Consider the following 14849-nt stretch of genomic DNA (forward strand, 5'->3'; position numbering starts at 1 on the left):
TTGATCCACCTCAGCCGTGAGCGGGTCTCGGCAGGATCCGCGGGACGGCGGAGCCGAACCGCGTCCGCCCGGGCCGCGCCGGGCCGCCGCGCCTGCCTTCGCTCACGAGCACCTTCGCCCGCTGCGCCACCCCCAGGATGAACTCCTCGCGGCAGATGGTGTAATGGTCTGCCGGCACATCAATGCTCTGCAGCCCGTCGGGGATGAACTGATCGAAGCCGTTGCTGCGGTCGTGGATCAAGATCTTGACCTCCGGCAGATTGTTCGGGTTGTTGGGCCCGATGAACCCCAGCGTGGCGTGGAAGAGCAGCGTGGTCACGGGCCCAGGGAGGCGAGACGGCACATAGCTGTTCAACGCCTTGTTGTTCGCGGTGATGGTCTCGTGGTTCCGACGCACGAGGAGCTCGATCTCGTCGAGCGGCCTCCCGGCCCTGGCGTGCGTGTGGAGGTGCCGGGCGACGTGGTCGATCTGCCAGTCCCGGCTCCTGCCGGAGATGTCCTCGATCTGGACGTACCGCTCGGCATGCCACCGGGTGCAGAACGTATTGCCGATGAGGAGCAGCGCCATGATCTCGAAGTCGTCCGTCACGATGGCCGACGTGTCGATGGCGTTGAACACCTTCGTCCCCGGCATGAGCGAGTCGATCAGGACGAGGCTCGAGACCTGCTCGCCGGCCTCCATGAGCTGCCGAGCCATTTCGAAGGCGACCACCCCGCCGAACGAGTATCCTCCGAGGTGGTAGGGCCCCTTCGGCTGCGCCTCGTGCATCGCGTCGATATAGAGCGCGGCCATCTTCTCGATGGTGGGGAGCAGCCGGATATCGCCGTTCACATCGAACTGCTCGAGCCCGTAGACAGGGCAGCTCACGCCGAGGTGGTGCGACAGGCTCAACCCATAGCTCACGTCGCCGAGCAGGGTATGGACCCAGAACGACGGCGACATGGATCCGTTCTTGTTGATGGGCACGAGGAACGGGCTACCTCCATGCGACCCGAGCGGCGCGCCGGCCGTCTCGCCGGTCACCCCGGGCGTCTGCGCGGCCGAGCCCGGCCGCGAGGATCCGCGCTCGCCGCGCCACGGATCCAGGACCCTGCCGGAGGCGTCCTCCGGGCGGCGGGCGAGCCGCTCCGCCAGGCGCACCATCGACCCGGCCGACGTGATCGACAAGCCATCTCCCTCGAGCTCGATCACCTCCGGAGGCGGCGCGAGCATCGAGCGCCAGCCGGCCGCGCGCTCCGCGCTCCGCGGCGCGAGCTCCGGTAGACCATAGGCGTTGCCCGGCGCGAGCGGGTCGGTGGACGGCTGCACCAGGAGGGCGGGGACCTCGCCGGGGATCGGGCTGGGGCGGTAACGGACCAGCGCTCGCGCGTGCGCCCCGAGGTGCAGCGCGGACCGGTCGAGCCAGCGCACCAGCCTGTCGTGGGCCATGGGGGCGGCGGCGCAGCCCGAGAGCCAGCGCGCGGCGAGCGCGAGGCAAGCCTCACGGTCCTTCGGCAGGGTGTCATGGCGGAGCAGGCCCTCCGCGCCCCAGACGCGGCCAAGCACGTTGCTGATGAGGCTCAGCGCGAACACCGGCTCTTCCGCGCGCGCTGCCGCGCGCTCCGCCCAGGCGTCGCCGTGCTCGGGGGGGTCGACGAGGACGAGCTGCTCGACCCGCTGTCCGAGGCCGACGAGCTCGCGCGCCACCTCGAACGCGATGGCGGCGCCGATCCCGCAGCCGGCCAGCCGGTAGGGCCCTGCAGCGGAGGCGCGGACCAAGGCCCGCGTGCAGGCGGCGGCCATCTCCTCGACCGTGGTTGCGGCAGGAGAGCCGCTCTCGAACCTGGGGGCCTCCAGGCCGAATACGGGGTTTTCGTGGCCGAGATGCTCGGCCAGGTGGATAGCCCAGCTCAGATCGCCCGTATCGCCGTGGATACAGAACATCGGCGCGAGCTTCCCCTCGGCGCGGAAGGGGATGATCCGCGCCTCGACGGGGGCTGCGGGTGCGGGCGCGGCTGCGGGCGTGACCGCGGCTGCGGGCGTGACCGCGGCTGCGGGCGCGACCTCGATCGGCGGGGGGGACGGATCGCCCCGACCGTTCTGCGCCGGCTCCAGGAGCTGGCCTTCACGGACGTGGTTCTCAACGAGATACCCGACCAGCTGACGGAGCGACGGATGCTCGATGATCGCCAGCATCGGCACGTCGTCGCCCAGGAGCTGCTGGACCCGCTGCATGATGCGCAGCCCTGCGATCGAGTCGACTCCATAGGTCGTGAAGGCGCGATCTTCATCCATGGAATCTGCATCGAGCTCGAGGAAGTCCGCGAAGATGCGCCGGAGGCTCGCGGTCACCGCCTGCGCGTCGGGGGCGGGTCGACGCGCCAGCTCGTGCTCCGCGTGGGGCGAGGCCCCGTTGGCCCCTCGGGCGGCCACGTCGTTCCCCTGCAGCGGGGCGGCCGACGCCGCCGGCGACAACGGAGGCCGGGGCGCCGGCACGGCCGTGGAGGCGCTCGGAGCGGGTGCCGGGTGGCTGACCGCGCGCGGCGGCGTGACGGGCGCCGGGGCCCTGAGGTCCGCGGGCGCTCGATCCGCCGGCTCCGCTTCGCCCCGTCGCACCGGCAACCAGCAGCGCTCCCTGGCAAAGGGATAGGAGGGCGCGCTCGTCCGCCTCCTCCCCGTGTGCTCCAGGACGGCGTCCCAGTCGATGTCGAACCCCTTCGCCCACAGCGCCGCCAGCTTGCGCAGGTTGCCTTTGCGCGCGATCTCGCGGAGGGTTGTTTGAACGTCCGCCTCCTCGCGAAGGAGCCCGACGAGCTCACGGTGCGGCTCGGCGCTCCCCTGGAAGACCTCCGCCGAGCCGGGCTGGCCCGCCGCGAACCCGCGAAGCTTCTGCAGCAGATCGTGCAGGCCGCTCGCGACCACCGAAAGGCGGGTATCCATCGGCTCCCGGCCGACCTGCAGGGTATATGCGATGTCCGCGAGGCGGGCGGTCCTCCGCCGGGCTGCCCGTTCCCCGGCCTGGTCAAGGCGCTCGAGGAACGCGACGAACGCCTGCACATAAGCGTTCAGCCGCTCCGCATTCCTGGCGCTGAAGACGAAGATCTCCGGGTGCTCGTCCGACCCCGCCGACGTCGATGATGGGTCTTCCGGGAGCTCCTCCAGCACGACGTGGACATTGACGCCTCCGAAGCCGAACGAGCTGACGCCGGCTCGCCTCGGAAGCTCGCGCCCTTCCCTGTCTCGCGGCGCCTGCCATGCCGTCGCCTTGTCCACGATGTAGAACGGCGTTTCGTCGAGATCGATATAGCCGTTGAGCTTCTCGAAATGGACGAGCGGCGGCAGCGTCCTGTGCTGCATCGCCAGCACGATCTTGACGAGCCCGGCGACCCCGGCGGCCGTCTCGAGGTGGCCGATGTTCGCCTTGACGCTGCCCAGACCGCACGTGGGCGCTCGGGGGGTCGTGGTCGCCTCCGGGCTACCGAGCACCTGGAACGCCTTCTTCAGGCCGTTCACCTCGATCGGGTCCCCGAGCGAGGTGCCCGTCCCGTGCGCCTCGATGTACCCGACCGTCGCCGGATCGACCCCCGCTCTGCGGTAGGCGCGGACCAAGAGATCCGCATGGGCGTTGGGGTTCGGCGCGGTGAGAGAGGTCGCGCGCCCTCCGTGGTTGATCGCCGTGCCACGGATCACGGCGACCACGCGATCCCCATCGGCCAGCGCCCTGCTGAGCGGCTTCAGGAAGACGGCTCCGGCGCCCTCGCCGCGCACGTAGCCGTCCGCGCGCTCATCGAACACCTTGCACTTGCCGTCGCTCGCCAGCATCCCCGACCTGCCGAATGCGAGGAACCCGGCAGGCGTCAGCAGGACGTTCACGCCGCCGACGATGGCCATATCGCAGTCGCCGTCGCGGATCGACTGGATGGCGCGGTGCACGGCGACCAGCGAGCTCGAGCACGCGGTGTCGACCGGCTCGCTGGGGCCGTGGAGGTCGAGCAGGAACGAGATGCGGTTCACGAGGATGCTGTGCGCGGTGCCCGTCGCGGCCTGGCCGTCGATCTCCAGACCGCTCTGCGCGAGCAGCTGCGCATACTCGGTCCCCGCGACCCCCACGAACAGCCCGGTGCGGGTGCCCGCCAGCTGGGAGGGCCTGTAGCCGGCGTCCTCGATGGTCTTCCAGGCGATCTCCAGGAAGAGCCGCTGCTGGGGATCCATCAGGCGGGCCTCCCTCGGCGAGATGTTGAAGAAGGCCGGGTCGAACTTGTCGATATCGTCGATGATGCCCGCCCATCGGGAGCTTATCCTGCTCGGATCGACGCGCGGGTCCCCGTAGAACGCTGTCCAGTCGAAGCGGTCCTTCGGGATCTCGGAGACGAGATCCCTGCCCTGGATGAGGTTGTCCCAGAACGCGTCCGCGTCGGGGGAGCCGGGGAGCCTGACGCTCATGCCGATGATCGCGATCGGCTCGTCCACGGCGCGCTCGGTCGACGTCACGACCGCGGGTCGGCTCTGCTCCCTCGGGGCCGGCGGCGGGCTCGCAGCGGGAACACCGCCGCTCCCCCTGGCGTCCTTCACCTCGATCGGCCGAAGGACCCGGGCGAACGCGTCGCGGTGCTCGGCGGCGAGGGACGCGGCGAAGGCGCCGATGCTCGGGTGCCCATACAGCGCTGCCGGGCTCTGCGCGATGCCGTACTCCCGGTTGAGCCGCGTCGTGAACTCGATGAGCGACAGGGAATCGAACCCGAAGTCGCTCATGGGATCGCTCGGCCCGATCTCGGCCGGATCGACCTTCAGGATCTCTGCCGCGATCGCGATGACGGCGGCCTCCACGGCATCGTTGAGAGCCCCGCGGGACACCTCACCCGAGGCGCGCGCGGCCTCCGGCGCGCTCGCTTTCCCATCCATCATGTGCATCGCTCGACCTTCCGGGGCAGCGCCCCCTCCATTCACGCTCGCCGGAGCCCGGAGCGGTTCGCCTGGCGGCACCGTCGTCACGTCCACGCCGCTCGGCGAGGGCGACGGAGGCTGCGCCGTCTCCCTCGGAAGCAGATCGAACCAGCATTTCTCCCGCGCGAACGGGTACGTCGGCAGGGGGACGCGCCGCCTCGCGCGGCCGGCATGCAGGAGCTCCCAGTCGATCTCGGCGCCGTCGACCCAGGCCGCCGCTGCGCGGCGGAGCCCACCTTCGTCGAGCGCGACCGCGATGGACGCCCTCGCAGGGCCGCCCTCCTCGCCTCTCGGAGCCTTGCCGGTGTACACGTCGGGGCGCGCCCTCCGCTCGAGAAAGTCGCCCAGCGCCTCGACGACCGCGCCAACGTCAGACGCCACCACGGCGAGACGCAAGGCCAAGGGCCGCCGCCCCACCTGGAGCGTATAGGCCATGTCCGAGAGCGCCCCGCCACGGAGCGGGCCCCCGGCGCGCGACCTCACAAGGAAATCCCGGAGCCGCCGGGCGTACGTTTCAAGCTGTGCCGCCTTCCTCGCGGAGAGGACCACGATCTGGGGAGCGCCGTCTCCGGCCGCGCGAGCGCCCTCGGCCGCGCCCTCGACGTGCTCGCCGACGACGAGGTGCGCGTTCGCCCCTCCGGCCCCGAACGAACTGATCGCCGCCCGCCGAAGCGCCTCGGGCCCCGCGGCCTGCCACGCGCCGAGGCGCCGCTGAACGTAGAACGGCGAGGCGCCGAAATCGATCTTCGGGCTCACCGCCTCGCAGTCGAGCGACGGGGCGAGCTGTCGATGCTTGAGCTGCAGCAGCACCTTCGTGAGCTGCGCCATCCCGGAGGCCGACTCGAGATGGCCGATGTTCGGCTTGAGCGAGCCTATCGCGCAGAACCCGAGATCGGTCGTGAACCGCGCGAACGCCGTCGTGAGCCCCTCGACCTCGATCGAGTCGGCCAGCTCCGAGCCGACCGCCTGCGCCTCCAGGTAGGTGATCGACCGCGGATCGATCTGCGCGGAGCGCAGCGCGGCCTCGATGACGTCCGCCTGGGCAGCGGCGCTCGGGACCATGTACCCGGAGGTCTTCCCGCTCGCGTTCACCGAGGAACCGAGGATCACGGCGTAGACGTGATCGCCGTCCTGGACCGCGTCCGCGAGCGGCTTGAGCACCACCGCGCCGACCCCCTCGCCGGGGACGAACCCGTCGGCTCCTTGCCCGAACGCACGGCAGCGGCCCTCTCTCGAGAGCATCTGAGCCCGGCTGAGCCCGACGTGGTGGCCGGGGTGAAGGATGAGGTTGACGCCGCCCGCGACGGCCGCGCGGCATGCGCCGCTCCGGATGCTCTCGCACGCCAGGTGGACGGCGGTCAGCGCAGAAGAGCACGCGGTGTCCACAGCCATGCTCGGGCCGTGGAAATCGAAGACGTACGAGGCCCGGTTCGCGATCGACCAGTAGGCCGAGTGGGCCTCGACCCGGTTGCCCCTCGCCCAGGCGTCCGCCGCCAGCAGCTGATACGGACCGTACATGACGCCCACGAACACGCCGACGCCGGAGCCGCCGCCCCGTCGCGCAGCGGCGTTCAGCGTCGAGCCCGTGTGGCCGGCGTCCTCCAGGGCGGTCCATACAGCCTCGAGGAATAGCCTCTCTTGAGGGTCCATCCGCTCCGCTTCTCGCGGAGAAATCCCGAAGAGGAGCGGATCGAACCTGTCGACATCGTCGAGGAACGCGCCCCATCGATGGTAGTACGTCCCGGGGCGGGCGCCGCTCGGATCGTAGTAGTCGCGGTCGTCCCAGCGCTCCGGCGGGATCTCGGAGAACGCCCGCGCGCCGGCCTTGAGGTTCTCCCAGAAGGCGTCGGGATCCGGGGCCCCTGGATACCGGCCGCTGAGGCCGACGATCGCGATGGGCCCATGGCCCGGGGCAGGCGTGCCTCCTCGCGGGCGACGCTCTTCGAGCCGCTCCGGGCCCGGCGGCGGGCTGGGCAGCTCGCGGGCGCCCGCGCTCGCCGCCAGGCCCTCCGCGGACACCGCGTGGACGGCGACGCCCAGCCTGGCCGCCAGCGGCTCTCCGTAGCTGTCCAGCAGGTGCTCGGCGAGCCGCTCGACCGTCGGTTGCTCGAAGAGCAGCGTCCTCGGCAAGGCGCCGAGGTCCCCCTCGAGCTTGGCAATGACATCCATCGCCACGAGGGAATCCACGCCGTACTTGTCGAGCGCCGCCCTCGGCTCCAGATCCGCGGGATCCATCTTCAAGGTCCCCGCGATGACGCCGCGGAGATAGTCCACCGCGCGTCCGCGCGCGCCGCCGTCGATGGGAGGCGCCGGCTGCCGGGGGAGCGATCCGGCGGCGTGGGCGCCTGCCGCCTCCTCGGGCCGGGTCGCGTGGGCGACGGGGATGACGCGGGGGACAGCCGGCGCAAAGCGCGCCGGGCCCCGCGCCAGCTCGGCCGCGTCGAGCCAGCCGTCGCTCTCGGAGATCATCACGTGTTGCCCTCCCCCTGCCTCGTCCGCGCCGTGGAGACCAAAGCTCCGCATCTCGCGGAGGCCGACGTCCTCCATCGCGGCACGCCATTGCGCCACGCTCAGCAACGGCGCGTGCGGGAGCCGGTGCGCGCCGTCGTCGAAGAGCCACCAGCCGCTCGTCAGGCCGAAGGTGAGCGTCACGAAGTCCCTGACCTCGGTGACCTCGTTGACGACGAGGAGCCCGTTCGCCTTGAGCAGCCTCTTCGCGCGACGCAACGTGGCGCGGATATCCTTCGTCGCGTGGAGCACGTTCGTCGCCAGGACCAGGTCGTGAGCTCCCACCGCGAACCCCTGTGGCTCGATGTCCAACCCGATATCGAGCGTCTTGAACGACGCGAACGGATACCGGGCGCCGTAGACCCGCTCCCCGTGTCGAATGAACCCGACCGAGATATCGGTGTAGTCATACGTCACGCGGCCTGATCCCCGCTGGAGCGCCTCGAGGACGGAGGCGCTCGTCCCGCCGGTCCCGGCGCCGATCTCCAGGATGGCGATCGTCCCGTCGTCGCCCGCGTCGCGCCTCGCGGAGGCCATGGCGCTCACGGCCGCGGCGACGAGCGCGTTGAAGTGATCCGAGCGCCGGTTTCCCTTGTAGATGCGCTCGACTTGCGCCATCGAGCCGCCGGGGAACAGGACGTCGACCCCGGACCTCTTCCCCGTGAGGACGGCCGGAAGCGCGGCGGTGCACGCCTCGAGGAGCGCGACGTAGGCCTCGCTGTCCGGGTAGCGCGCGATCACGTCCTGCCGATGCGCCTCGAGCGCCGCCGGGGCCGCCTGCGCCCCCGCGACCCGGATGGCGTCGGTCACGAGGAACGCGTCCCCCTCGAGGCGAATGAGCCCGCTCTTCCTGTGGATGTCCAGCAGCGCGTCGTAGAGCCGCGCCTGCTCCGGAACGACGCCGAGTCGGTCTCTCGATCCGGCCAGCGTCTCGCGCTCTCCGGGGCGACTCAGCGCGCCCATGCGCTGGAAAGCGTCGAGGAGCGCGAGGCGCCCGAACCGCTCCATCGCGTCCAGCGCGTCGACGCCTGGCCCAGAGGAGGAGGCGTCGGGCTGCGCGCCGCGCACCCGGGCGCTCACCGGCTCGATGAGCGAGGGAGACAGCGCCCGCTGGCATGCGTACGTGGCCGTCATGTCGATGCCGAGCGCCGCGGCCGCATCGGGCCTCATCTTCATGGGCATGATCTGGGTGGCGCGCGCGCCCATGACCTGCCGGAACGCCTCGATCCCCTCGCCCTCCCGGAGCTCCGCGACACCCTGCCTGGCGAGCCGCTTCCTGTATTCCTCCGTGGCGACCACGCCCGTGTCGCCCCAGAAACCCCAGTTGAACAGCTTCACGGGCCGCTTCATCCGATGGGCCAGGAAGAGCGCGAAGCAGTCCTCGAAGGTGGACGCCGCGGCATAGTTGCCCTGCCCGGGAGCGCCGGTGACGGAGATGGCGGACGAGAAGAACGCCATGAAGTCGAGCGGCTCGGGCTCGAGCGCGCTGTGCAGCACCACCGCGCCCTTGACCTTGGGGGCCAGGACGGCGCGGAACGTCTCTTCATCCATGCGGCTGACGGTGCCGTCCCGGAGGACGATCGCCGAGTGGATGACGCCGTCGATCGCGCCGAACGTCTGCCGGGCCAGGGCGACGACCCCGCGCATGTCGGCGAGGTCGCTGATGTCCCCTTGAAGGTACAGCGCCTGTCCGCCGAGCGCCTCGATCTCCTCCTGAGCACGGGCCATGGCGTCGGTGCGCCGGCGCCGGCCCACGAGGACGAGACGTGCCTCGTGCTCGCGGGCGAGATAGCGGCTGACGGCCATCCCGATCCCGCCGGCTCCCCCCACGATCAGGTACACCCCTCCGCGCTTGAAGGGGAGCGCATCCCGCTCCGCTTCAGGCAGCACGGCAGGCTCGACGACCCGAACGAAGCGGCGCCCGCCTCGCAGCGCGACCTCGGCTTCGGGCGCGCTCGCGTGCTCCGCGTCGAGGGCCTGCAGCAATCGCCGCCACGCGGCGTCGTCCTGCGGCGAAGCGACGTCCGCCCCCGCGATGTCCACGTAGCTGACGCCCCCGAGCGGGAGCTCCCGCGCGAGCACCTTGGTCAGCCCGACGAGCGACCCGGCGAACGGATGATGCGCCCGGTCGCCATCGCCTACGCGGTACACGTCGTTGGTGACGACCTTGAGCCGGGCGCGCCGCGCCGGTGCGGCGGCCATCGCCTTGGCCAGGCGGAACAGGGAAAGGACCCCGAGCTCCTGGGAGCGCTCGAGGAAATCGAGGTCGTTCGCGCTGTAATAGCGATCCTCGAGGCCTCCGAGGAAAAACACCCTGGAGAGCGCAGGAGCCTGCTGGAGCGCGTGCTCGAAGTCCTCCGCGCGCCTGAGGTCGATGCAGATACGGCCAGGCCCCCGGGTCGCGCGGGCCTCGCCGAGCTCCACCAGGATCGTCCGGCGCTCTCCGTAGAAATCGACCAGCCGCTGGCCGAGCCCGAAGTCGGCCTGATGGGTGAAGATCACCACCGTGCCCTCTCGGTCGGATGCCTCATCGGCGCGCGCGGGGAGCGGCTGCGGCGTCCAGCGCAGCCGGTAGAACAGGCCCGCATCCTCGATCGCTGGAGGGACCGCTGGAGGGGCGTCGCGCTCGACCGGGCGCAGGCGGCGCGCGCAGAGCTCGCTCAAGCGGAGCACGCTCCGCCCCGCGTCGTCGAGGACCGTCACGTCGAACAGCGCCATCCCCTGCTCGGGCAGGCGGCGAAGCAGCCTGGCGTACACGGTGCAGCGCGCCGTGAGGGGCGCCAGGATCTCGACCTCTCCCACCGAGAACGGCACCAGGGTCATGCTCTCCGAGGGGAGCGAGGTCTCCAGGGCGAGCCCACGGAGCACGTGGAGCGCGCTGTCCGTGAGCGCGGGATGCAGGGCAAAGGCGTCGAGCTCCCCGGCGATCTCCGGGCTCGCCAGCAGCTCGCCCAGCGCCTCGCCGTCGCCGTACCAGAGCTCTTCGAGGCACTGAAACGAAGGCCCGTAGTCGAGCCCGACAGCCCGGGCCTCGGCGTAGAGGCTCTCCTTGTCCAGGCGCTGCCGGCACCGCGCCCGCACCGCACCGAGATCGATGGCCGGCGGCGCGTCCCGCCGCGCGTCCGGGGCTTCGAGGACGACCTGACCCCTCGAGTGCACCTCGGCGCCGGCGGCGCCCTCGCTCTTCACGTCGAAATGGAGACCGCTCTCGCGCTCCTCGAGCGTGACCTGGACGACCAGCGTCTCCCCGGCGACGACGATGGGCGCGAGCCACGCGACGTTCCGCAGCCGGCGCGCCGTGCCCCGGCCGAGCATGTCCGCCGCAGCACGGACCATTTCGAGGTGGGCGACGCCCGGACAGACAAGGTTGCCCCTGACCCGATGATCCCGGAGCAGGCGATCCTGCCTGTTCAGCACCTTCTCGAACGTCGCCGCATGGAGGCTCGGTATCACGCGATCGACGAGCGGGTGCGGCGCCCTGGGCGTGACCTCGGCGGCCGGCTGGCCGGTCGTGTGCACCCAGAACCGCTTCTGCTCGAAGGGGTACGTCGGCAGCGCGACCCGCCGCCATCGATGCCCGCGGCGCGCGGCCTCCCAGGGGATGGCACGCCCGATGACCCAGAGGGCGGCGACCTCCGCCCATCGACCGTCACGGAGGAGCGCCGCGACGTCGCGCTCTCCGTGCCCGTCCCCGCCCGCATCCGCGGCCACGGTCTCGTCCGCGACCCTCGCCGCCCAGATCGCCGGGTGCGCGCGGCCTGCGAGGTAGTCGCTCAGCCTGCCGAGCAGATCCTCCAGCGACCCTGCGACGACGGCGAGCCTCGACTCGAGCCCCTCTCTGCCCGCCTGCAACGTGAAGGCGACGTCCAGCAGAGCCGGCGCCGGAGAGCCGCTGGCCAGGGCCGAAGACAGCGCCCCTTGGAGCTTCGCGGCATAGGCGCGGAGCCGCTCCTCGGTCTTCGCCGACAGGACGACGAGCTGCGCGCCGGCGGTGACGACCTCGGCGAGCGGCTCGTGCGGCGGCAGGTACTCTTCGACGATCGCGTGGGCGTTCGATCCCCCCGCGCCGAAGGAGCTGATCGCGGCGCGCCTCGGGGTCGGCCTCCGCTCGCCGCCCTCCTGCGCCACTGGCTCGGGCCAGGGCGCCGCCTGCCGCTGGACATGAAACGCCGTCGCCGGAAAGTCGATGTTCTCGTTCAACACCTCCGCGTGGAGCGAGGGCGCGAGCTGCCGGTGCTTGAGCTGCAGGATCACCTTGGTCAGCGAGGCGATCCCAGCGGCGGACTCCAGGTGACCGAGGTTGGACTTGATGGAGCCTATCGCGCAGAACTGGCGCTCGGAGGTGTAGGCCTCGAACGCCCTCTGAAGCCCGGTGATCTCGACAGGATCTCCCAGCGCGGTGCCGGTGCCGTGGGCCTCGACGTAACCGATGGTCCGTGGATCGATCTTCGCGCGGCGGAGGGCGCGGTGGATGAGGCGGGCGTGCGCGGTCGGGTTCGGGACCGTGTAGCCGTTCGTCTTTCCCCCGTGGTTGATCGTGGTCGCCTTGATGACGGCATGGATGGAATCCCCGTCGTCGACGGCCCGCCGGAGCGGCTTGAGGACGACCGCGCCGACCCCCTCCCCTGGCACATATCCGTCGCCGCCCTCGCCGAAGCTGCGGCACCGGCCGTCGGACGACAGGAACTTGAGCTGGCTCAGCGCTACGTACTTCGACGGGTGGATGTTCAGGTTCACCCCGCCCACGATGGCGGCCTGGCACTCTCCGCGCCTCAGGCTCTCGCAGGCGAGGTGCAGCGCCGTCAGGGAGGCCGAGCAGGCCGTATCGACCGGCATGCTGGGGCCGTGGAGGTTCAGCGTGTAGGAGACGCGGTTCGCGACGCTCCAGAACGAAGAGCTCGGCGTGATGCGGTTTCCCTTGCCCCACTCCTCCGCGCCGATGAGCTGATACTGTCCCGACGTCACGCCGACGAACACGCCGACGGCGCCCTGCTCGCCGTCGACGCTCATGGCGGCCAGCTCGCGGCGTGAGTACCCGGCGTCCTCCACCGCCGACCAGGCGACCTGCAGGAACAGCCGCTCCTGCGGATCCATGGTCTCCGCCTCGCGCGGCGCGATGTTGAAGAACAGCGGATCGAACGCGTCGACGTCCGCCAGAAAGCCTCCCCACCTTCCGTAGGACGTGCCCTGGCTGCGCTTGTCAGGGTGATAGTACAGCGCATGATCCCAGCGGTCCTCTGGAACCGTGGTCACGCAGTCCCGCCCGGCTCTCAGGTTGTCCCAGAGCTCGTCGAGATCTGCCGCCCCGGGGTATCGGCCGCTCACGCCGATGATCGCGATGTCGTCCTCGTCGCCCGAGGTCGGCGCCGCTCGCCCCGGCAGCGGCCGCCCTTCCCGCGCAGCGCCTTGCTCCGGCGCCCGGGGATCGGCCGCGGGCGCGCGCTCGCCCGGATCCTGGGCGGCATCGGCCTGCGTCGCCGCCTCTCTGGCCGTGCCGCGCATGTCGCCCGCGTCACGCGTGACGGAGGCGAGGCGCTCCGGGTGGTGTTCCGCGAAATAGCGCCCGAGCTCGCGGACGGTCTGGTGCTCGAAGAAGAGCGTCTTGGAGAGCGGGCCGAAATGGTCTTCGAGCACCAGGTTCAGTCTCTTGATGAGCATCGAATCGATCCCGAGCGCATCGAGGCCCTGCTGGGGGTGGATTCTGCTCCTGGCGACCTTTGTCTCATGGGAGATGACGTCGAGAAGGAGCCCCTCGGCCCGATCCTCCAGCGACGCCCTGTCGATCGGAGGGTTCTCGCCGTCATCGCTCCGACGCGCCGTGCGCTCCGCGATGCGCGCCTCGATCGCCGCCGCGATCCTGGCGGGCTCCCCGTGCACGACGAACAGGTGCGATCGCCTCGAGTGCAGCGCCGTCTCCAGGGCGGCGAGCCCCTCTCGCGGCCCGAGCGGGGACATGCCGGCGCGCTTCCAGAGCTCCGCCTTGTCGACCTCGGAGATATCCATGCCTCCACCCGCCCAGAGCGGCCAGCTGATCGCCTGGGTGAGCCCCGCACGCCGGCCCGCGGCGACCCAGCCGCTGCGCTCCACGGCGAGCTCCTCGAGGAAGCGGTTGGCGGCGGCGTAATCGCACTGACCCGCCTCGCCCAGCATCGTTGCGAGCGAGGAGAACAGCAGGAACACGTCGAGATCGTGCCGCTGCGTCGCCTCGTCGAGGTGGAGCGCCCCGAGGATCTTCGGCGTCAGCACACGCTGGAACGACGAGAGCGGCTTCTTCGCGACGAACGCGTCCTCGATGACGCCGGCCGCATGAATGACCCCGTTCAGGCCCCCGAAGCGCTCCTCGGCGCGCCGGACCGCGCGGCGAACGTCCTCCAGCGAGCCGACGTCCCCCTGCTCATACAAGACCTCGGCGCCATTCGCTGCGATGCGCCCGAGCGCTCGCTCGATGGGGCCCGAGAGCCGAGAGCGGCCCATGAGCACGAGCCTGGCGCCCGCCGTCCGGGCGAGGTGCTCGGCCAGGATGAGTCCGAGGCCGCCCGCGCCGCCGGTGATGAGGTAGACGCCGCCGCGACGGAACCACGTCGAGCCGGACGCCTTGAGGCCTTCAACCTTCCGGATCCGCCGGATCCAGCGCTCTCGACCCACGTATTTGATCTCGCCCCGCTCCGGCCCGGGGAGGGCGAGCTCCCGCAGGGCGATCGCCAGCGGGCTCTGCGTACCTCCGTCGCTCTGGACCGCCCGGAACCCGAGGCGCGGGCTCTCATGGGCGGCGACCTGCAGGAAGCCGGCGGCCGTAGCGCGGGAGAGCGCAGCCCGGCTGGACGACGCCACCGAGACGACCGCGAGTTTCGCCGTCGCCGTCAACCCACGTTGCAGGAGCTGCTTGATCAGCAGAAAGAGCGGGTCGAGACCCGCCGAGAGCCCGGCCCACAGCTCGCCGGCGGAGCCGGCGGGACGCTCTGGCCAGAGGTGCGCGATGTGGCGCGGCACAAGGCCGTCCCGCTCCAGCTCGAGCAGCAACCGCTCCACGCTGCTCTCGACGGTGAGGTCGACCTCGTAGGCGCGCTGCCCCCGGCGGGAGAACCCCTCGCCGGGCTGCACCAGCACGACGACAGCGCCTCCGAGCTCCGTCTCCGGAGGCGGCGCGCGGCCTGACACCTCGCCCAGGACGAGAACGCACGAGGTGGGCGACAGCGGCGGTGCCGCGCCCCCGTCCAGCAGCTCCCAGAACGGCTCGTAATAGACCGTCTCCGCCCCGCCCCCGGCGGAGTCGAGCCCCTGGCGCACGCCGCCTGTCCCCTCTCCCTCATGGGCGAGCCCGGAGAGGAGCGCGACGGCCTGCTCCACCTCGATTTCACCCCGCTCCACGCGCCGCAGAATCGATCTCTTGTCCAGGCTCATGAAATCTCCCCAGCGC

General features: G+C 71.2%; 1 protein-coding gene. It reads right to left on the reverse strand.

The genetic code is table 11. The features are described 5' to 3' along the window. Positions 1–10: 10 nt before the first annotated feature. On the reverse strand, positions 11–14833 hold the full coding sequence (locus tag WMF17_RS21445; RefSeq protein ID WP_437650988.1) for an SDR family NAD(P)-dependent oxidoreductase: 14823 nt from the start codon (positions 14831–14833) through the stop codon (positions 11–13). Positions 14834–14849: the final 16 nt, after the last annotated feature.

This window comes from Sorangium sp. So ce362 (assembly GCF_051519845.1).
Taxonomy (GTDB): Bacteria; Myxococcota_A; Polyangia; order Polyangiales; family Polyangiaceae; genus Sorangium.